This is a genomic window from Bacillus sp. FSL L8-0193, from assembly GCF_037976065.1.
Lineage (GTDB): Bacteria > Bacillota > Bacilli > Bacillales > Bacillaceae > Bacillus > Bacillus paralicheniformis.
The window spans coordinates 3989443-4010189 of sequence record NZ_CP150261.1 but is presented as its reverse complement, the minus strand read 5'-3'; the positions used below and the strand labels follow the sequence as shown (position 1 = coordinate 4010189).

18 protein-coding genes are annotated in these 20747 nt (G+C 44.7%); 15 read left to right on the top strand and 3 right to left on the bottom strand.

The features are described 5' to 3' along the window. Positions 1-13 precede the first annotated feature (13 nt). Complete coding sequence (locus MHH76_RS20155; RefSeq protein ID WP_023856995.1) at positions 14-163, bottom strand: anti-repressor SinI family protein; 150 nt, start codon at positions 161-163, stop codon at positions 14-16. A 798-nt stretch (positions 164-961) separates the two neighbouring features. Here MHH76_RS20155 and galE point away from each other — a divergent pair. From galE to MHH76_RS20090, 13 genes are all read left to right on the top strand, one after another. Then, positions 962-1951 carry a UDP-glucose 4-epimerase GalE gene (gene galE / locus MHH76_RS20150; RefSeq protein ID WP_023856996.1) on the top strand — a complete coding sequence of 330 codons (990 nt, stop codon included), beginning with the start codon at positions 962-964 and terminating at the stop codon, positions 1949-1951. 472 nt (positions 1952-2423) lie between these two features. Next, positions 2424-3392, top strand: coding sequence for a cytochrome aa3 quinol oxidase subunit II (gene qoxA, locus MHH76_RS20145; protein WP_095291511.1), 969 nt, complete (start codon positions 2424-2426; stop codon positions 3390-3392). A gap of 17 nt (positions 3393-3409) precedes the next feature. Beyond that, the gene (gene qoxB / locus MHH76_RS20140) at positions 3410-5359 is read left to right on the top strand and encodes a cytochrome aa3 quinol oxidase subunit I (protein WP_025810604.1); all 1950 of its coding nucleotides are present in this window, start codon (positions 3410-3412) and stop codon (positions 5357-5359) included. A gap of 14 nt (positions 5360-5373) precedes the next feature. Beyond that, positions 5374-5988 (top strand): cytochrome aa3 quinol oxidase subunit III, encoded by a 615-nt coding sequence (gene qoxC / locus MHH76_RS20135; protein ID WP_023856999.1) that lies wholly within the window; start codon positions 5374-5376, stop codon positions 5986-5988. Continuing rightward, positions 5988-6353 (top strand): cytochrome aa3 quinol oxidase subunit IV, encoded by a 366-nt coding sequence (qoxD, locus tag MHH76_RS20130; RefSeq protein ID WP_023857000.1) that lies wholly within the window; start codon positions 5988-5990, stop codon positions 6351-6353. The genes qoxC and qoxD overlap by 1 nt, the downstream gene beginning before the upstream one ends. A gap of 387 nt (positions 6354-6740) precedes the next feature. Next, positions 6741-7373 (top strand): response regulator transcription factor, encoded by a 633-nt coding sequence (locus tag MHH76_RS20125; protein WP_026580278.1) that lies wholly within the window; start codon positions 6741-6743, stop codon positions 7371-7373. Between the two features lie 360 nt (positions 7374-7733). After that, positions 7734-8006 carry a hypothetical protein gene (locus MHH76_RS20120; protein WP_026580277.1) on the top strand — a complete coding sequence of 91 codons (273 nt, stop codon included), beginning with the start codon at positions 7734-7736 and terminating at the stop codon, positions 8004-8006. Beyond that, a complete protein-coding gene (locus MHH76_RS20115; RefSeq protein WP_023857003.1) occupies positions 8006-8470 on the top strand; it encodes a lasso peptide biosynthesis B2 protein in 465 nt (154 codons plus the stop codon). The genes MHH76_RS20120 and MHH76_RS20115 overlap by 1 nt, the downstream gene beginning before the upstream one ends. Beyond that, the gene (locus tag MHH76_RS20110; RefSeq protein WP_043054501.1) at positions 8467-10467 is read left to right on the top strand and encodes an asparagine synthetase B family protein; all 2001 of its coding nucleotides are present in this window, start codon (positions 8467-8469) and stop codon (positions 10465-10467) included. Before MHH76_RS20115 ends, MHH76_RS20110 begins: the two co-directional genes overlap by 4 nt. Positions 10468-10509: 42 nt before the next feature. After that, positions 10510-12441, top strand: a complete 1932-nt coding sequence (locus tag MHH76_RS20105; protein ID WP_020453357.1) for an ABC transporter ATP-binding protein — start codon at positions 10510-10512, stop codon at positions 12439-12441. Next, the gene (locus MHH76_RS20100) at positions 12435-14243 is read left to right on the top strand and encodes an ABC transporter ATP-binding protein (RefSeq protein WP_043054500.1); all 1809 of its coding nucleotides are present in this window, start codon (positions 12435-12437) and stop codon (positions 14241-14243) included. Before MHH76_RS20105 ends, MHH76_RS20100 begins: the two co-directional genes overlap by 7 nt. An 11-nt stretch (positions 14244-14254) precedes the next feature. Next, on the top strand, positions 14255-14710 hold the full coding sequence (locus MHH76_RS20095; protein WP_043054499.1) for a GNAT family N-acetyltransferase: 456 nt from the start codon (positions 14255-14257) through the stop codon (positions 14708-14710). 17 nt (positions 14711-14727) lie between these two features. After that, the gene (locus tag MHH76_RS20090) at positions 14728-15927 is read left to right on the top strand and encodes a clostripain-related cysteine peptidase (protein ID WP_043054498.1); all 1200 of its coding nucleotides are present in this window, start codon (positions 14728-14730) and stop codon (positions 15925-15927) included. Positions 15928-15976: 49 nt separating this feature from the next. On the opposite strand, the gene ywcE is transcribed toward MHH76_RS20090, so the two are convergent. Together ywcE and MHH76_RS20080 are read right to left on the bottom strand one after the other, a co-directional pair. Further along, entirely contained in the window at positions 15977-16237 is a 261-nt protein-coding gene (ywcE, locus tag MHH76_RS20085) for a spore morphogenesis/germination protein YwcE (protein WP_020453353.1), read from the bottom strand. 406 nt (positions 16238-16643) lie between these two features. Continuing rightward, positions 16644-17999 (bottom strand): YjiH family protein, encoded by a 1356-nt coding sequence (locus MHH76_RS20080; protein WP_023857010.1) that lies wholly within the window; start codon positions 17997-17999, stop codon positions 16644-16646. A 278-nt stretch (positions 18000-18277) separates the two neighbouring features. Here MHH76_RS20080 and MHH76_RS20075 point away from each other — a divergent pair, with 278 nt between their 5' ends. Together MHH76_RS20075 and MHH76_RS20070 are read left to right on the top strand one after the other, a co-directional pair. After that, positions 18278-19462: an FtsW/RodA/SpoVE family cell cycle protein gene (locus tag MHH76_RS20075; RefSeq protein WP_023857011.1), complete on the top strand. Its 1185-nt coding sequence runs from the start codon at positions 18278-18280 to the stop codon at positions 19460-19462. A 111-nt stretch (positions 19463-19573) separates the two neighbouring features. Continuing rightward, positions 19574-20743: an FtsW/RodA/SpoVE family cell cycle protein gene (locus MHH76_RS20070; protein ID WP_023857012.1), complete on the top strand. Its 1170-nt coding sequence runs from the start codon at positions 19574-19576 to the stop codon at positions 20741-20743. Positions 20744-20747 lie beyond the last annotated feature (4 nt).

The following is a 20747-nucleotide window of genomic DNA, read 5'->3' as shown; positions in this document are numbered from 1 at the left end:
TGCTTCTAAACGCTTACTGCTTTATCGGTTTTTCAGCATCGCTTTGGACGGGCTGACTGTGAAGAAATTCTTTCACATCTTCAATTTGCAGCCCAAGTTTTTTCGCCTCCTTCATCAAAATCACCCAATCTTTGTCCAACTTGTGTTTCGTTTGAGTATTCATAGCTTCCTCCAATATGATAAGACGTTGTTCACCTCAAAGAAAAAAACGGTTTTTCCTTGAGATGCAATAAAAGTTATAAAACAACAGCCATGTGAAAACAATGACAAATTTCATAAAAAATTCACAAAGTCATCTTTGATAAACCTACCTATTCCCTAAATAACTGACTAAAAAAACCAAAAAATCTTAGATTCTTACTTATAATAATAAACAATCAATTACTGACTGGATAGTATTCAATTAAAAATGATCATTTTTCCCTATTAAGAATTTCTCAATTGCAGCCGAATATCCTTTGAATATTCTAAAAATAAGAAAGAGATTTTTGGCAGATTATTATGCAAAGTATTGGAAAATCAATGGTTTCAAGGAATGATTTAGAATAAAGACATGGTGGGTAGGGAGGGTCCTTTCGTCTTAGTTGCTGTATGGGTTAAAGAAGGGTAATACGAAAATACTATTATCGACCAGTATTAAGTGGAAAAAAAGAACATTGGTTTCAAATGCAGAGAAAAAAGTATAGCTTTTGCCTCAAAATCGCTTTAATTCACCAGGATGAAACCATTGTAATGGATAAAAAACCGAACTATTCCTTGTAAGGCATTTAATGGAACAGAAACCTTTCCACTTGTTTTGCCCCTAGTTTTTATTTGAAGAAATGATGAAAATACGAGCCGGGAAATGCTGAAGGTGGTAAAATGAAAAAGGAATATATCATCTTAGGATTAAAAAAGAGATTCACAGGCGTTTTATAGATTTAAAATGGAAGAATAACGCCGCTGAAAGGAGAGAAATGAATTGGCAATATTAGTATGCGGAGGGGCGGGCTATATTGGAAGCCATGCTGTAGCGGAACTGTTAAGCCGCAATGAAGAAGTCGTGATTATTGATAACCTGCAAACTGGACATCAAGAGGCGGCTTTAAAGGGAGCTTCTTTCTATAATGGAGATCTGCGCGATGAAGCATTCCTAAGAAAAGTGTTTCAGGAAAACGAGATTGAGGCTGTCATGCATTTCGCGGCCGATTCTTTGGTTGGAGAAAGCGTAACAGATCCTCTCAAATATTATGACAACAATGTTTACGGAGCCGTTTGCCTGTTAAAGGTCATGAAAGAGTTCGATGTAAAGCAAATTGTCTTCTCATCAACGGCTGCAACATACGGAGAACCGGATCGTGTGCCGATAATGGAAACAGATCCGACAGATCCGACAAACCCGTACGGGGAAACGAAGCTTGCGATTGAAAAAATGCTGAAGTGGTCTGAAAAAGCATATGGAATCCGTCATGTCGTCCTTCGCTACTTTAATGTTGCCGGTGCGCATGTAGACGGATTGGTCGGCGAAGATCATCAGCCTGAGACGCACCTGATCCCGATCATTCTTCAAGTCGCGCTTGGCAAACGCGACAAGATTATGATTTTCGGCGACGACTATCCGACTGCAGATGGTACGTGCATCAGAGACTACATCCATGTAATGGATCTGGTCGACGCGCATATTCTCGCTGTCGAAAGGCTTCGAAAGGGCGGAGAAAGCACTGTATACAATCTCGGAAACGGCACGGGCTTTTCGGTCAAAGAAGTCGTTGAAACAGCCCGGAAAGTGACAGGCTGCCCGATACCGGCGGAGGTTGCAGAGCGGCGTGCTGGAGACCCGGCACAGCTGATCGCCTCTTCTGAAAAAGCAGTGAAAGAACTGGGATGGCAGCCGAAATACGCCGAGCTGGAAACGATCATTGACAGCGCGTGGAAGTGGTTTAAAGCACATCCGAACGGCTATCAAAGCTAGAATGCGGTGACGCCTATTAAATAGGATGAAAAAGAGCTTTCAGTTACAGAAGGAAGCTCTTTTTTGATGTTTTGAAGTTTAAAGCGTGCTGTCAACAGGGAAAAGGAATGGAGGAAGATAATGATTCACTATGAAAAAATTTAACAATGTTAAATTAATGATTGACCAAAGTTTTTTATTGTGGTAAACCTAAATTTGACAGATTTTTTGTTTCGGAGGGATTTGTCAGCTCTTGCTATGTGTGTAAAAAGAACTAAAAAATTACCAGTCTATTTCCTTCATTATTCATAATATCATGAACAAATTTTGACGATTTTGTGACATTTGGGTGAAAAAAAGGTGAACAATCGAAAAAAATAAGGCTAATTGGTGAAGATTTTGATAGCATAGCAAGGTAGAAGAAAAAAGTTTTTCAGAATCCTTTTATCTTAGATATTCTGACCAAATTTTAGACATCATTTAAGGAAGGATGGTGATCCTCTTGTTCAGAGCATTTAAACCACTGATTATGCTGACTCTACTTTCCTCCATTTTTTTATTGGGCGGCTGCAGTCAAATCGCGGTATTGGATCCTAAAGGACCGGTTGCTTCGCAGCAAAGAGATCTTATTCTATTATCGATTGGATTTATGCTGTTTATCGTAGCGGTCGTATTTGTCCTTTTTACTGTGATGATTGTGAAATACCGTGAGCGTAAAGACAGAAAGTCTCCTTACAGCCCGGAAGTAGAAGGCAATACATTTTTAGAAATCGTCTGGACAGTGGTTCCGATTTTAATTGTTATTGCGCTGTCAGTGCCGACAGTTCAAACAATTTATTCTCTAGAAGAGGCTCCAAAAGCATCAAAGGACAAGGAACCTTTGGTCGTATATGCGACATCTGTCGATTGGAAATGGGTATTCAGCTACCCGGAACAGGATATCGAAACGGTCAACTATTTGAATATCCCGACAGACAGACCGATCTTGTTTAAAATCTCATCTGCCGATTCTATGGCGTCACTGTGGATTCCGCAGCTTGGCGGGCAAAAATATGCCATGTCCGGAATGGAAATGGAGCAATATTTGCAGGCAGACCATGAGGGTACTTATAAAGGCCGAAATGCAAACTTCACAGGTGAAGGTTTTGCAGAACAACAGTTTAATGTCAAAGCGGTATCTGAAAGCAAGTTTAACGACTGGGTGAAGAAAACGCAGAAAGAAGCTCCTAAGCTGACGAAAAACCAGTACGATGAACTGATGCTTCCTCAGCATGCGGACGAAATGACGTTCTCATCGACACACCTGAAGTATGTTAACCACGGAAATGATGCGGAATACGCCATTAAAGCGCGCGAAAGATTGGGCTATAAACCATTGTCTCCGCACTCAAAATCAGATCCGTTTGAAAACGTGAAGACAAACAAAGATCAAAAACAATCTGAAGACCAAGATTCTCACTAGGAAAGGAGGAAGCTTGCATGAATTTGAAATGGGACGAATTCATAATTACAGGTGACCCATTAATTCTTGGAGCACAGATTTCCATTTTGCTTACATCCATTGCAATCGTATTTGTGCTGACATACTTCAAAAAATGGAAATGGCTTTGGAGAGAATGGATTACCACCGTCGATCATAAACGTTTAGGAATCATGTACCTCATTGCCGCAGTCATTATGTTCTTCCGCGGCGGCGTCGACGGGTTAATGATGCGTGCCCAGCTCACGCTTCCTAATAACAGCTTTTTAGATTCAAACCACTATAATGAAGTGTTTACGACACACGGTACGATCATGATCATTTTCATGGCGATGCCGTTTCTTATTGGATTAATGAACGTCGTCGTACCGCTCCAAATCGGTGCGCGCGATGTTGCATTCCCGTATTTGAACAACTTGAGCTTCTGGACCTTCATGGTCGGAGCGATGCTGTTTAATATTTCATTCGTCATCGGCGGATCGCCGAATGCAGGATGGACGGCTTACATGCCGCTTGCAGGCAATGAGCTGAGTCCTGGGCCTGGGCAAAACTATTACTTGCTCGGACTTCAGATCGCGGGTATCGGTACGCTTCTTACCGGGATTAACTTTATGGTGACCATCCTGAAAATGCGTACAAAAGGCATGACCCTATGGCGGATGCCGATGTTCACTTGGACAACGTTGATTACTTGTGTGATTATCATTTTCGCCTTCCCTGTCTTGACAGTGGCTTTGGCGCTGATGACATTTGACCGCTTGTTCGGAACAGCCTTTTTCACCTTGGCGAACGGCGGTATGCCGATGCTGTGGGCGAACTTGTTCTGGATTTGGGGACATCCTGAGGTTTACATCGTTATTTTGCCTGCTTTCGGTATTTTTTCAGAAATCATTGCGACATTCGCAAGAAAGCAGCTGTTCGGCTACAAAGCAATGGTTTATTCAATTGTTGCCATTTCGGTTCTCAGCTTCGTCGTTTGGCTGCACCACTTTTTCACAATGGGCAACAGTGCGGCGGTCAACTCGTTCTTCTCGATTACGACGATGGCGATATCGGTGCCGACCGGAGTTAAAATCTTTAACTGGCTGTTGACGCTGCATCGAGGCAGAATCAAAATCACAACGCCGATGCTGTGGTCGCTTGCATTTATTCCGAACTTCGTCATCGGCGGTGTTACGGGCGTTATGCTTGCGATGGCAGCTGCGGATTATCAATATCACAACACATACTTCCTCGTATCGCACTTCCACTATGTGCTGATCGCGGGTACTGTGTTTGCATGTTTCGCCGGATTGATCTTCTGGTATCCGAAAATGTTCGGTCACAAACTGAACGAACGCATCGGAAAATGGTTCTTCTGGCTGTTCATGACGGGCTTTAACATCTGTTTCTTCCCGATGTATTTCCTTGGATTGCAAGGAATGCCTCGCCGTATTTACACATACGGAGCAGAAGACGGCTGGACTGCATTGAACATGATTGCGACATTCGGCGCATTGCTGATGGCCGCAGGATTCATCGTTCTCTGCTACAACATTTTCTACAGCTTCCGTCATTCAAAACGCGAAGAATCAGGAGATGCTTGGGGAATGGGTCGTACGCTTGAGTGGGCTACATCTTCTGCGATCCCGCCGCACTATAACTTTGCGGTTCTGCCTGAGGTTACATCACCTGACGCATTTGCGCAAATGAAGGAAGACAATGTCGAGATTCATCCTGAAAGCAAGTTTAAAAAGATTCATATGCCGAGCAATTCAGGCCGTCCGTTTCTTATGTCATTATGCTTCGGATTTGCTGGATTCGGGCTTGTCTTTGAATGGTTCTGGATGGGAATCGTCGGTCTGATCGGTGTATTCCTCTGTATGATTCTTCGTTCATTTGAATATGACGACGGCTACTATGTAAGTGTTGAGGAAATAAAAGAGACTGAACGAAAGAATGCCAAGTAAAGGAGGCGGGATTGATGGAACATGCAGAACACAGCAATTCTAACGCTCCTATGGAATACCGTTCTGAAATCGGAAGGTTGAATATCCTTGGCTTTTGGATTTTTCTTGGAGCGGAGATTGCTTTATTCTCTACGTTATTTGCGACCTATGCTGTTCTTCATAACAGAACAGCGGGGGGCGTACTGCCGGCAGAACTGTTCGACGCAAAGCTCGTTTTAATCATGACGTTCCTGCTGTTAACGAGCAGTTTCACATGCGGCATCGCAGTGCATGAGATGCGCCGCGGCAGTTTGAAAGGCGTGATGATCTGGATGATCATTACCCTGTTGCTCGGTGCTGGGTTTGTCAGCTATGAGCTTTATGAGTTCAATCATTATGTACACGAAGGTGCCACTTTATCGACAAGTGCTTACTGGTCATCTTTCTTTGTTCTATTGGGAACACACGGACTGCACGTATCGATCGGTATCTTCTGGATTATCGGCATTTTGCTTCAGACGAAAAAGCGCGGCCTAACCCCGCAAACGTCTGCTAAGCTGTTTATCTCAAGTTTGTATTGGCACTTCTTAGACGTGGTATGGATTTTCATCTTTACCGGCGTCTATTTGATAGGGTTGGTGAATGTATAATGGCAGCAAAACAATCGGCTGAACACAGCCACTTTCCTTGGAAGCATATTGTCGGGTTCGTGTTGTCCATTGTGCTGACCTTATTGGCCTTGTGGGTGATCTATACGGACTTAAGCATGGCTGCAAAGCTGTGGATTATTTTCGGTTTTGCGATCATCCAAGCTGGACTTCAGCTCTTAATGTTTATGCATATGACTGAAAGTGACAGCGGCAAAATCCAAGTCGGGAATACGCTGTTTGCCGCATTTATTGCGGTTGCGATTATTGCCGGTTCTGTCTGGATCTTCGCTGCTCACAACTATCACGGAGACAACCCTGAGGGCGGTACTCCAGGTGCAAAACATTCTGAGCACAGCGGACATTAATTGATTGGCAAAAGAGTGCGGATTTCAACGATCCGCACTCTTTTTTGGTTGCTGAACGGAAAAAGAGAGAGCCACAGGCTCTCTCTTTCTCATACACTCTTAACCGCGTTTTACGCCGCGGCCGAATTTGCCGTCGCCCGGCTTGCTCTTTTTAGAAAGAGTAACAGTCAGGAATGTACCATAGTTTTTAACTTGGGCAGTTTCCAATTTGCGCATCTGTGTCACCTCCTTATTACTTTCAGTTGATTACATATTCATGCTATCATAGAATAAAGTGGTAAAAACCACAAAAAGGCACTAAAACCCGACATCATCCTTCAATTCTATTCATAGGGTTTTTATTGCGGTATTTGTTCGGAGGAAACTGATTTAAGGAGAGTGTTACTGATGATACGCGTGTTGTTAGTAGACGACTACAGGGTTCTGACATCCGGAATGAAGGAAATCTTAAAAAAATATAATATGGATGTCATCGTTTGCCACGAAGGAAATGAAGCTCTCGACCTCTTAAAAAATCAAGAGGTACATATAGACGTTTTTCTTTATGATTTAAAAATGCCGGGGATGAACGGGTTGGAACTGTCTCTTAAAACGCTGGAAACCGCACCTCAATCCAAAATTATCATTATGTTTTCGGGAGATGAAATTCACTCATATTTTAATAAGCTGATTGAGGCCGGAGTTAAAGGGTTTATCGATAAATCGTATACAGACAGCATGATTGCTTCGAGTATTTTATTGTGTTTAAAAGGGGCTGTGTTATTTCCCGACGGCTTGCTGCAAAAACTGAGGCTCGACTCCGATCTCGCGGTGGACGAGCATTTAACAGACACAGAACTGGATATTTTGCAGAAGGTGGCCAGCGGTAAAACAAATAAAGAGATCGCAGCAGACCTACAAATGTCGACACGCAACGTAGAGTATCACTTGAGCAAAATCTATAAAAAGCTCAAAGTAACGTCACGGTACTGCGCAGTAAAAAAAGGAACGATGCTTAATTTGATCAAGCAGAAAGTTTAGACAAAGTATATATTTGCTTTTCCCTGCAAAAGAGAGTCGATAGGCTCTCTTTTTCTTTTTCCTCCGAATAAATCCCGTAATAATGGCCCATTGATGCCATTGGCTATTCATGTCGGTTTTCGGTAGTTTTTTGCGGTTTTTTTGATATTGTCCTGTGATAATCTGATTCATGTGGTCAGTTGGTAAATTCAGGGGTATCGTCGCATTGCAGGCTCTTTTTAAAACGCTCCAAAGCTGAAATGATAACGGCATTCGCCAAGGGCGTGGAAAGAACATCATGCATAAAGTGCTGAAAGAGAGCTTGCCGGCTCTCTTCTCCTTTATTTTTCTGAAATCATGCATACCGGGGAGGTCTAATCTTTGAAAATTATTCGAAATCAAGAGACAGCGACAACCGTGTTGGAAAATGAATGCATCGTCCTAAACCTGGACAATGGGCAGTATTTCGGATTGGAAGGGGCTTTAAAAGAGCTGTGGATCGAAATTGAAAATGAGCGAAAGGATAAAAAAGATATTCTGATCAAGTGGCAATCGGCGTTCGATCAGACAGAGGAAGAACTGTCAGCGATATTAAATGAGGCGATACAGGAACTGACACATCATAAGCTGATTGAAATAGAGGATAAAAGCTGATGAAAAAAAGAGCGCTTGTCAAAAATCACGAATATTTTACAACCGTTCATGCTTTTGTACGTATGATGCTGTTAAATCATGATTTTGAAGAAGCTTATGAAAAAATTGCGATCCATCTGTTTCCGCTGTATGCAAGCGCACAGCAAAGAGGTGCAGGGCTGCTTGATATAGACGAACTGCACCAGAACGGCGAATATTTATATTCGCTTGATGAAGACGACCATTTGGTTACTTCATGCGTTTCTATTGCATTAACGATTCAATCTATATTATTCAGCAATGGGTTTGATGCTGATCTCATGATCGGGGTCAAGAAAATTGATGACAAGCTGTTTTCTCATGCGTGGGTTCAAATGGAAAACGGCAAATCGATCGATCCGAATCATAAAAATAAGGATTTAAAAGTTTTACAGACGTATAAGATGAGCGCTTACGCTGAAAGGTGGGTGTTATCTCTAGTATGAAAGTATGGTTTGGAATGCAGGGAGACAACACCGTTGCATGGCATGAGTGGGTTTCCGCCGTCAAGAAATGGGGACGTGCGGAACGGATTCACAGCTACAGCCGCGGGATCGCCAACATGGCTGAAGCGCATATCCGATACGATGAAGCTTTTAGACCTACAACTCAAATAAATCTTTTGCATCCCGTCATCTTAGACGGCTGGATCAGCGGCGGTCTTAACGCAAAATCGGATGGCACCCGAAAGATTGAACAATATGACAAGCTGTACGCGTCTTTAAAGCAGGATCAAGCTGCCATGCTGTCTCACTCGCATGGCGAGTTTACAATGATGTGGTGGGATGACAGTCTGCATAGCCTTGTTTTAGCGACAGATACATACGCAACCCGTCCAGTTTACTACTGGGTCAGTCCGAAAGGAGAATGGTTTGCAGCGAATGACATGCGCATCCTTTTGCTTGTTCATGATATTCCTTTTATCATCGATCAAGATGTGTGCAGAATGTTTCCCACTTCAGGCTTCGCTGTGGGAGAAAACGGCTTTGAAGATCGGACGTTTTTCAAAGGAATACGCAAAGTGCCTGCGGCCTCCTACGCTTTTCTCGGCAGGGATCATGCGGTTCACGTGCATAGCTATTGGGGACTTCCGCAGCTGTTAAACGAAAAAGATCTTGCAGGAGATGCTGTTCCGCGGTTCCGGGAGCTTCTTCAGGAAGTGACAGCAGATCGTTTAAAAGATCAAAAGCATATTGTCGAATTAAGCGGCGGACTGGATTCAGCTGCCGTAACCGCCGCCGCAATCGCAGGCGGATGCAAGGAACAGCTGCTGGCCGTCAACATATCATTCGCCGATCCCGACATGATTTTAAGCCATGACAGGGACCTTGTGAAAAATATGATGCGAGATATGGACATCCCCGGCCTGATCATTCTTGGAGACGCTACAGCCAAAATTCCTAACGCGGAAATCGGGCGTGATCCGCTTTGGTTTGTAGACGGTCCTGATCCGAGAGCCAATTCACTGGTTAATGAGACTTTTACAGTGATCGCTGAGGAGTATGGTGCTTCGTCTGTTCTTACAGGTGAGGGCGGGGATTTCATTTTTAGCGGAGAAGTGTCAGTGATCGATTCCTTGCTTCGGCAGAGACGGTTTTCTGAAATCTACAAATTGCTTCGCGAATGGTCAGGCGGCAGCGTGAAAGAGATGCTGAAACTCGGATTTCAATACGGAACCGCCCCTTTCATGCCTTATATCGGAGAAAAGCTCTATTACGACCTGCTGTGGTCAGATACGGAATATGAGCTGCCTGAATATTTTACTGAAGAACACCGAAAGAGAGAACACCAGATCAATAAGGAGGATCATCTTCGCTATCGAAAAAGCCGGGAGCTCTCAGTGTGGGGCAAGAGGTTTCATTATGACTTTTTGTGGCCGAGAGCGAGGTACATGGATGCTGTGGGTGTGACATTGCCTACGTACCATCCGTTTTTGGATCGGCGGCTGATCGAATTTTCATTTTCCGTACCGCCTGAACAGCATTTTGATGTTTTAAAAGGGCTTGAAGAACATTATGCTGGCTCTAAAATGCTTCTTCGCAAATCTTTCACCGATATCCTGCCGTCCTATGTATATAACAGATCAACGAAAACAACATATGCCCATATGGCAAGGAAAAGCTTTATGAATGACCGCAGACACGTCCTTCAGCTTTTTGAACCGGGGGAGCGCGTCTTCGTTGAAGAACTCGGTATCATTAAGCGCGATATATGGTGGAAACACTTGCTGGCTATGGCTATCCGCTCTGAAGATCCAAATAATGATCTGGGCATGGGCTATCAGTACATGAGATCTGTCATTGACTTGGAAATATGGCTCAGGGAAGCATCCAAGGGAAAGGAGCACCTTCTCGATCGGAGCCGTCCGGGAAAACCAAGGGTCATGGCTGATATCGAAACCGTCAATACGCCGGAGAAAGCCAAAATATACTCGTATCAATGACCACAATAGGTAAAGAAAATGAAGGTGAAGCATGTGTGGAAGATGAAGCATATCCAAGAGCCGCTGGAAACGGCGGGCCTGCTTGGAAAAATGGTCTGGAAATCCGGCCCATGGCTGATGATTTGCATGGTTTCCTTCATGCTGATCGAAGCCGGAGCCCCTTTAATCCAATTGTACGCTTCAAAGCAAATGATCGACGGCATTGTCGAGCAGGAAGCCGTCATCCATGCTGAAATATGGGCTGTCATTTATGCGGGAAGCTTAGTCATGATCAGTGTCGTTAAATCATTGGAAAAATGGGTAAAGGCCATGCTTTCTGAGAAATCGATGATCACAGTCAACAGTTTGTTAATCGACGCTTTTGACCGCATTCCGGGGATGCGTTTTTTTGAGGATCCAAAGTACAGGGACCGGCTGGAAACGCTGCGGGATCGTTCGACATGGCTTCCTTCCCAATTCATTAATATCAGTTCCAACTTGGTGACTGCCATTATGTCTTTGGCGGGCGTCGTTTTGATCATCGCCTATCTGTCGCCCGTCCTTGCTCTCATCCTTATTTTGTCTACCGCTCCATTCGCTTTTGTCCATAATCATTATAATGAATTGGAGTGGGAATATCACAAGGATTACGCCCCTGTCAGAAGGAGAGCCGCATATGCGCGCCACATTCTGCTCGGAAGACGATCCGCTAAAGAAGTACGCCTGTTTGGCCTGGGGTCTTTCTTTCTTAATTTATATCAATCTGCTTTTAAAGGCTTATATTCTGTGCTGCGGAATATTCAAGTCAGAAGCTCGCGCTGGTCGGTTTTAACGGGTTTCTTATCTGGGGCGGGAACGGGTTTGGGGTACTTTTGGATTCTGTCCCAATCCCATTCAAGCAGTTTTTCTGTGGGGGATATATCGCTGTACTTGGGAGCTGTGTTTCAATTATCAACGGCTCTCCGGGATATCGCCAAGGAAGGTGCAGACACGTTGGATATATGGAGAATGGGAAGAGACTTTTTTCTTTTTATGAACGCTGAAAAGGATATCAGGCTTCCTTCCAATGGCGAATCTCTCGAAGAAGAAGGACCGCTGGCAGTCGAATTCAAAAATGTAACCTTCCGCTATCCTTTCAGAGAAGCGGCTGCGTGCACCCAGGTAAATGAAGCTGATGCGGATGCAGATGAGGAAGATTTGGATATGTTCGATGAGCTTGGGGATGAAGAGCTGGGGGAACACGACGAGCAGCCTGAATCAGATGACATGCGTACAGGCGATGTTCTGAATCGAATCAGCTTTTCAGTATCACCGGGCGAAAGAATTGCCATTGTAGGGGCGAATGGATCGGGGAAAACAACGCTCATCAAACTGCTCTGCCGTTTTTATGAATATGATGAGGGTGAGATTAAAGTGAACGGCAAAGACATCCGCCAGGTCGATCTTCAAGAGCTGAGAAACAGGATGGCGGTCGTGTTTCAGGAGTTTGGCAAGTACGAATTGTCATTCCGGCACAATATCGCGATAGGCCGCACGGAAGCTTTAGGTGATGAGGAAAAAATTCGCGCCTCAGCCCGGGCTGCCAAGCTGGAACCGATGATCGAGGATTTGCCTGAAGGGCTGGAAACGATGATCGGCCCTGAATGGGGCGGTACCGATTTTTCTGGAGGCCAATGGCAGCGGATTGCTTTAGCCAGATCGTTTATGAAAGATGCCGGACTTGTCATATTGGACGAGCCTGCCGCAGCCTTGGATATTCGGGCTGAGTATGATATTTTCCGGCAGTTTCACAGCTTCACAGAGGGGAAAACGGTGATCATGATTTCCCACCGGTTCAGTACGGTAAAAATGGCTGACCGCATACTGGTTTTGAAAAACGGAAGAATCGCGGAAGAGGGAAGCCATCAGGAACTTATGGACAAGAACGGGGAATACAGCAGAATGTTCCGCATGCAGGCCAAATCGTTTCAAGGGAGGGACGAGGTATATTGCTGAAGTTTTATTCTTTTTTCAAAAAGCTGCCTCAAACCGCTTCCATCATATTTTACGGATTAATGTTGTTTTGGCGCTGCGACCCTTTTAAGTCGGCGGTTCTGTTTATGATCACTTTGCTGGGTGCTATGCTCGGGCCGCTCCTCGTCTGGCTGAGCGCAGAGGTGATCGATGAGATTGCACGGGCGCCGTTTGAGCTGTCTTCTTGGAATGCGCTTGTTTGGGCGGCCTTTGCATACATTGCTTTTACGCTGATCGTAGATGCCCTTCAGCCTGTGGCTGAAATGCAGAAAAGGCTCCTTACCGCCAAGCTCGAAGCTTATCTTGATGAAATGCTCATGAAAAAGGCAATTTCCATTCCTGATATCGCGGCTTTTGAAGACGCATCTTTTCATACCAATACACAAATCATCCGCTATAATGAATATTTTGTCACGATGTGGGTTTCCATCGTGTCTCAAACCTTCGGCGGAATGGTGATGATTGCAGCCAGCAGTTTACTGATCGGCATGTCTGCACCGTGGGTGCCGCTGCTGTTTCTCATATTGGCCGTTCCTAAACTGTACTGGGAGGCGAAATTAAACAACGCGACCTTTGAAGGACGGAAAGAGGTTCAGGAACTGAGACGGCGCGCGGAATATTATGCAGGTGTCCCTCTCATGTCTGAAACAGCCGGAGAGGTCAAGATATACAATCTTGTTCCTTTTTTTAAGTCTTTTTATAAAAACACCTCGATGGAGCTCCTCCATACGCTGTCCAACGATCAAAAAAAACTGGCGCTGTATCAGCTGTTCTGGTCGGTATTACAATCTTTGGCCGCAGGTGCCGTTCTGATTTACATCGTTCACCAGGCTTTTTATGGTCGGTTGTCCATCGGGGATGTGATGCTGTTTATCGGAGCCGCGGTTCAGTTCAACGAAGGAATCAATGAAATGTTCGCTGCGTTTGCGATCGGTGCAAGAGAAACGAGGCACCTCGGAAATGTTCATTCTTTTTTAAACAGCAAAAATGGCATGGAAAATGGGGAAACCGCGCCAGCTGCTCAAAAGGAAAAAGGATTTACATGTGATCAAGTGGAATTTTCTTATGATGGAACCAAAACGGTTCTTGATATTCATAAGCTCGATATTCCATTGAATAAGACGACCGTTCTCGTGGGAGAAAATGGATCAGGCAAAAGCACACTCGTTAAATTGCTCCTGCGTTATTTTGATCCTAATCAAGGCACGATCTCTTATAATGGTTTACCACTTTATAAGTATGATATTGAACATTACCGGTCAAATGCCGCGGCTGTGTTTCAGGATTTTTTACGGTACGAAATGACATTGAAATACAATATCGGCTTGGGCGACATTTCTTCTTGCACCGACTTGGCTAAAATAAAAAGTGCTTCGGCCTTCGGCGGAGTGGATCAGTTTTTACATAAGCTTGAAGACGGTTATGAAACAGAGCTTGGCAGACTGTTCGGCGGCAGGAATTTGTCGGGGGGAGAATGGCAGCGGATCGCCATATCCCGCGCATTTATGCGTGATGAGTCTGCCGACATTTTGATATTCGATGAACCCTCCTCTGCGCTGGATGTGTTTATTGAGGAAGAGATATTTGATAAGCTGCAAAAGCTGACGCAAGGCAAAACAGTCATTATTGTCTCGCACCGGTTAAGCACGGCCCGTTTTGCCGATCACATCGTATTTTTAGAAAAAGGAAGGGTAGCGGAGGCCGGCACCCATCAAGAATTGATGAAAAATCAGGCCCAGTATGCAGAGCTGTATCGCCTGCAGGCTGAAAAATACGCGCAGTAAAGGAGAAAACAATGAGCAATATAGAAGAACTACGTCTGTTTCGAAAAGAAAATATTGAATGGCTGCAGACTTGGTTTGAGGATGCAGAAGTGAAAAGGCGGCTGGAAGGGATGATGCCGCTTGACGAGTGGTTCAATTTTGCAGACGGGAATGAAAACTACCGGGTATGGGCGGCTTTAGAGGACGGCAAGCCTGTCGGCGTTGTCATGGTTGAAGTTGAGGAGGACTTGACCGGGAACATTGCCCTTGTAGTCGATCCGTTTTTGCGCGGAGAGGGATATGGAAAAGCGCTCATCAAAAGGACGATGGCATTGCCGGAAATGAGCCGGATCAACAAATGGTTTGCCGGAATTGAAGAGGATAACGAGAGGTGCTTAGCGTGCTTCCGATCCGTTGGATATTCATTAGAACATGAACAGCCGGACGAGGACGGCTACTACTCTCTTATTTATTTCCCGGAATCTTAAATAAGGAGCATAAGAAGATGAACTTGATCAAATGGATTGTGGTTTCCGTTATTTCAGTCGCCTTTTTTCAGCCGGCATCAGCCGCTCTATTAAAAGAAAAAGACGACTACACTATTCTTGTATATATGATTGGTTCTGACATGGAAAGCGATTTTCATATGGCAAGCGATGACATTCAGGAAATGATGGATGCGGGTTCATCTTCAAACGTCAATGTCGTTCTTCAGACAGGAGGAGCAAAAAAATGGGCGAACCCGTCGATCAGTCACAAGGTGAATCAGAGGTGGAAAGTTGAACATCAGAAGCTGGCGCCCCTCGAAAATATCGGGAAGACAAATATGGACAGTCCCGGCTCCGTCACAGATTTTATCACATGGGGAGTCAAAACATACCCGGCTAAAAAATATGTATTGATCTTCTGGGGGCATGGGCTTGGCTCCGTTGACGGCTACGGGGGAGACGAAAACTTCGGCAATAAAAAAATGAAAATAAGCGAGCTCCAGTCGGGAATCAAAAAGGCCTATGAACATACGAAGCAAAAGTTTGATTTAATCGGTTTTGACAACTGTAAAATGGCCGGGATTGAAACGGCATATGCCTTGAGGGATTATGGAAAGTACATGCTGGCTTCAGTCGACTATACGAATCAAAACGGCTGGGATTACAAATATGCGCTGCAGTCTGTTCAAGACGACCCTTCAATCAATCCGAAAGAGCTTGGCAGGGAAATCGCGGCAGGCTACATACAGCAGTCAAAAGAAAACGGTGAAACAGAAGACCTGCAGCAGTCTTTAATTCAATTAAACCGCGTCAAAGACGCTGTCGATGCCCTCGACAGGTTGAGCTTAAGCATGAACCGGGCATTGAAAGAGCCGGATGGAAAGCGCCTGCTTCACTACGCACGTCTCGCTGCCGAAGATTATGCAGATGAATCGGATATGGTTGATTTGGCCGATCTGTCAAGCTTGATCGGCCAGCAGATCGGAGCTGAGAAAGAAGCGAAAGAGGTCGTAAAATCCGTCAAAAAGGCTGTCATCATGAACATCAAGTCTCCTGAGCACCCGAGAGGAAGCGGCATGTCCGTTTATTATCCGGCCAGAGACAACCAAAAGCGGTTTGCGGAAAAATCAAAAATATACAACCTGCTTGATTTCAGCGGCCGGTATCAAACATTCATCAAAGATTACTCCCATTCAGCATTTAACTTTGATCTATAATGGTGTCTCTTACAGCAAAAAAAGCGCCGGCGGAACAACCGGCACTTTTTTATCGGCTCATGTGCTTTCGAATCAATGGAAGTCCGTAAATGATGAAAGCGGCGACATGGGCGATGACAACGTTGAGAATAAAGAGTACGATCATGAGAGAGTGTCCTGTAGGAGAAAGGCTGCTGGTCATGTAGAAAAAGAAGAAGACCCACATTAAAATGATTGGCGGAATAGAAGAAATTGCGACCTTTTTGTTGTCCAGCCATAAAAATAAAGGAGTGGCGCTTGCGATCAGCAAGTAAGCGAAAAACATATCCATGCGTTTTCAGCCCCTTTCAATAATGATAGCGCTGCCAAAAAAGCGGAATGAAACGACAATTGTGTCTAATTGGAGAATATTTTGTGAACATTCTGTTACATTTATTATACCACGTTCTTCGAAAAATGATACATACTGGAAAGCATTTTCCGCTCCAACTATCGGCTCAATTTTCGCGGCGATTCAATAGGACATAAAGGATGAAGGAGAGAAAATGCGTGGAGGAAATTGATCCTGCAAAAGTTAGCCAAGACCGCGCGTTCCCTATACGAAACCGGCAGGATTCCGGAAACGAAGAGAAAGTGACAGGCTGGACCGCACGATAAGGCCGCAGCCCCCTTGGATCAACGACTTTTTCTAAACAAAAAAGGCTCTCGGCATTTGGCGCCGAGAGCCTCTTATTTGTCTAAAAAATAAAGTGGGCGCACAGTACGATGACAGGCAGCGTAATCAGCGTCCGAACGAGAAAAATCAAGACGAGGTCAAGGAATGTCACCGGAATTTTGGAACCGAGCAAAAGACCGCCGACTTCCGACATGTAGATTAATTGTGTAACCGATAAACAGGCGATGATGAACCTGGTCATTTCACTTTCAATCCCGCTTCCGAGCACAGACGGAAGGAACATGTCGGCGAACCCGACGACAAGCGTTTGTGAGGCCTCGGCGGCTTCAGGAACCTGGAGCAGTTCGAGCAGGGGAATGAACGGCAGCCCGAGCCATTTGAAAACAGGTGTATATTCAGCGACAATCAGTGCGGCTGTGCCGAGCGCCATGACGACGGGAGCGACGCCCATCCACATATCGAGCACGTTTTTGGCTCCGTCCTGCAAGAAATCTTTGACGCTTGTATTTTGTTTTGCTTTTGCGACAGCCCGGCTGAGTCCCCATTGGAATGGAGTGTATCCTTCGGGAATCTCCTCTTGATCCTGATCCGCTTGGTCTGTAATATAAGTATCAGCCTTTCTTGATAAAGGCGGAATCCGCGGGCTGATCACCGCGGCTGCGGCACCCGCCAGCAATATCGTCAAATAAAACGGAACGAACATATGGGCAAGGTCAACCTGTGAAATAATCACGAGGCAAAACGTGATGGAGACGACTGAGAAAGTCGTGCCGATGACGGCGGCCTCACGCTTCGTGTAGAACCCTTCTTCATACTGTTTGCTTGTCAGGAGCACGCCGATCGTGCCGTCGCCGAGCCATGAGGCCATACAATCGATCGATGACCGTCCCGGCAGCTTAAAGACAGGTCTCATCAGCTTTTTCATCAAAGCGCCGCACAGCTCAAGCAAGCCGAAGTTCAACAGAAACGGCAGAAACAGGCCTGCAAATAAAAAGACGGAGAAGAGAACGGGCAGCAAGCTGAATAATAATGTTCCGCCTGTACTCTTGGCATATACCGCTTCAGGGCCGATCTTAAAGTATGCCATCACTGCGAAAATCATGCCGAACAGGCGGACGATATACCAAAATAAAGATACATTCAGCAAGTTATAGAAAAACTCGCTTTTTTTAATGAAAGCCGGATGAAAGGTTTTGGTGATAAAGGTTAAGATAAATGTTGCGGTTACGATGACCGTCATGATTAACGGCAATTGCTGCTGAAGCAGCTTCTGCAATGCATTTGAAAAGACAGCAATTGGAATCGTTAAATTTCCTTCGATTTTAACGGGAATCATAAACAGAATAATTCCGATAAGCGAAGGGACCAAAAATTTTATGAGATCAAGCCGTTTACGCTTTTGAAGTGCTTTATCCAAATGAAAAACTCCTTATGAATTGGTGATTCTGTATCGCTTCTGCCGGAGGCAAAAGTTTAATTTTATGCAACATTACTCATTTTAATACAAATCAATCAAAAATCAATGAATTTATCACATTCGACAATAGTTGGAAAAATCCTTTAAAATAGAATAGGAATTTGTTCGCAATAAAATCGAAACATTTTATTCTTTTGTACGTCATATCATTTGTGAGGAAGCGGATGCCGTCTTCCTGGATTATTTCATCGTGTCATATTATAAGGGCGGGATTTCGAATGAGTCAGAAAAAGAATATTACAAATCCCTTTTATCAGGGGGATTTGATTTTTGTCTATATTGTCTTTTTTATCATAAGCGTTGTGGCTGTGTACGCCGCTCAGCAGTTTAATCAATATAATGAACCCTTTGCGATGAAACAGTCCCTTTACTATTTGCTGGGGGCCTTTATCATCATCGTGTTTCTTTATTTTGATTTGGAGCAGCTTGAAAAGCTCAGCTTTTATTTTTATCTGCTCGGGATTTTGATGCTGATCGTGTTAAAGTTCAGTCCGGCATATATCGGATCATACAGGTTTGCGCCGGTTATCAACGGTGCCAAAAGCTGGTTTATGCTTCCCGGGTTTACGCTGCAGCCGTCGGAATTCATGAAAATCGGGCTGATCATGTATTTGGCTTCCTTCATGTCGAAAAACGGGCCTGTCGGCAAGCGTACGTTGAAAGAAGACTGCATCTTTCTGCTGAAAATCGCCGGTATTATCATTGTTCCGTTCGGCTTGATTTTAGAACAGGATACGGGTACAGCCGGAATCGTCGCGTTTGTCATTCTTGTGATGGTATTCCTGTCGGGCGTGAACTGGAAATTGATTTCTCTCATCTTCGGAACGGGTCTTACAGTCATTGTTTTGATTTTGTTTGTCATTATCAAATTTCCCGATGTCGCGGGAGCACTCGGGGTTGAACAATACCAAATCAACCGCGTCATGACCTGGGTCAATCCGAGCGAACAGAATGCCGACGATAAAATGCAGGTCGAAAGGGCGCAGCTGGCGATCGGTTCGGGGAAAGTATTTGGAAATGGTGTAAGCGATCTTCAAGTCTATGTACCTGAGGCGCAAACAGACTTTATTTTTGCCGTCATCGGCGAGAGCTTCGGGTTTGTCGGATGCACGTTTGTTGTCATTATGTTTTTCTTCCTAATTTACCGGCTTGTCGTGCTCATAGACCGAATACATCCGTTCAGCAGGTTTGCTTCATTTTTCTGTGCGGGCTTTACCGCTTTAATTGTCATTCATACCTTTCAAAATATCGGAATGAATATCGGCATTATGCCCGTGACCGGCGTCCCGCTGCTTTTGGTCAGCTATGGAGGAAGCTCAGTCGTAGCAACCTTGATCGGCTTCGCGGTTGTCTACAATTCAAGCTGCCAGTTAACAAAGTATCAAAGCTATATGTTCAAATAACAGCCTGATGCATGCAGGCTGTTATTTTATTCACCCTTTTTCGCAATGTGAACGGTTGTTCATGTTATAATGAAAGTTAGTGCTTTTGATGAAGAAATAAGGCGGGGTACAATGGGTCAGAAGAAAAATACGACAAGTCCCTATTATCAGGGAGATTTGATTTTTATATTAGCCATGTTCTTTTTAATCAGTGTGATCGCTGTTTACGCTGCAGAGCCGTCTTTTTCACTGAAGGGCTATCCGGCAAAGCAATTGTTCTTTTATCTGCTCGGCATTTCGGTGATCGTCGGCTTTCTCTATTTTGATCTGGAGCAGCTTGAAAAATTCAGCATATACATATATCTATTCGGCATCTTGTCATTGATCGTGTTAAAGTTCAGTCCAACGTCGATCGCACCGATTATCAAAGGAGCGAAAAGCTGGTTTCAATTTGGTTCGGTCACGCTGCAGCCGTCGGAATTTATGAAAATCGGCCTGATTATGATGCTGGCTTCGGTGATTTCCAAAGCAAGTCCGAAAGGCTCGCGCTCGATGCAGGAGGATGTTCACCTTTTGCTGAAAATCGCAGGGGTATCTGCGGTTCCGGTCGGTTTGATTTTAATGCAGGACGCCGGTACGGCCGGTATCTGCATGTTCTTTGTCGCCGTTATGGTGTTTTTATCAGGTGTGAACTGGAAGCTGATTTCGATTGTGGCGGGGTCAGGAATCACCCTCGTACTGCTCGTTCTGTTTTTGGTGATCAATTTTCCGGAGTTTTCGAAGGATACGCTGCACATCCAGCAATATCAGATCAACCGGGTGATGACATGGGTCGATTCGAGCCAGCAGGACGCGAACGATACGTATCAGACCGAAAAGGCCGTTACGGCGATCGGCTCTGGAGAAATCTTCGGAACGGGTATGAACAATTTGAAAGTCTACGTTCCTGAAGGCCAAACCGATTTCATCTTTGCCGTCATCGGGGAAAGTTTCGGTTTTATTGGCTGTACTTTTGTCGTCATCCTGTTTTTCCTTTTCATTTACCGGCTTGTCGTGCTGATCGATAAGATACATCCTTATAATAAGTTTGCATCATTTTTCTGTGTTGGGTATACGGCGCTGATCGTCATCCATACATTCCAAAATATCGGAATGAACGTCGGACTGATGCCGGTTACGGGCGTTCCCCTTCTGTTCATCAGCTACGGAGGGAGCTCTGTGTTGTCTGCTTTGATCGGCTATGCGATCGTTTATAATGCCAGCTGCCAGCTGACAAAATATAAAGGGTATATGTTTAAGTAAAAAA

Coding starts and splice junctions, on each gene's coding strand:
- qoxB (WP_025810604.1), top strand. CDS start 3,410: ATGAATTTGAAATGGGACGAATTCATAATTACAGGTGACCCATTAATT.
- MHH76_RS20070 (WP_023857012.1), top strand. CDS start 19,574: ATGGGTCAGAAGAAAAATACGACAAGTCCCTATTATCAGGGAGATTTG.
- MHH76_RS20115 (WP_023857003.1), top strand. CDS start 8,006: ATGAAAAAAAGAGCGCTTGTCAAAAATCACGAATATTTTACAACCGTT.
- MHH76_RS20125 (WP_026580278.1), top strand. CDS start 6,741: ATGATACGCGTGTTGTTAGTAGACGACTACAGGGTTCTGACATCCGGA.
- qoxD (WP_023857000.1), top strand. CDS start 5,988: ATGGCAGCAAAACAATCGGCTGAACACAGCCACTTTCCTTGGAAGCAT.
- MHH76_RS20105 (WP_020453357.1), top strand. CDS start 10,510: ATGAAGCATATCCAAGAGCCGCTGGAAACGGCGGGCCTGCTTGGAAAA.
- MHH76_RS20155 (WP_023856995.1), bottom strand. CDS start 163: ATGAATACTCAAACGAAACACAAGTTGGACAAAGATTGGGTGATTTTG.
- ywcE (WP_020453353.1), bottom strand. CDS start 16,237: ATGGATATGTTTTTCGCTTACTTGCTGATCGCAAGCGCCACTCCTTTA.
- MHH76_RS20095 (WP_043054499.1), top strand. CDS start 14,255: ATGAGCAATATAGAAGAACTACGTCTGTTTCGAAAAGAAAATATTGAA.
- MHH76_RS20110 (WP_043054501.1), top strand. CDS start 8,467: ATGAAAGTATGGTTTGGAATGCAGGGAGACAACACCGTTGCATGGCAT.
- MHH76_RS20090 (WP_043054498.1), top strand. CDS start 14,728: ATGAACTTGATCAAATGGATTGTGGTTTCCGTTATTTCAGTCGCCTTT.
- MHH76_RS20075 (WP_023857011.1), top strand. CDS start 18,278: ATGAGTCAGAAAAAGAATATTACAAATCCCTTTTATCAGGGGGATTTG.
- qoxC (WP_023856999.1), top strand. CDS start 5,374: ATGGAACATGCAGAACACAGCAATTCTAACGCTCCTATGGAATACCGT.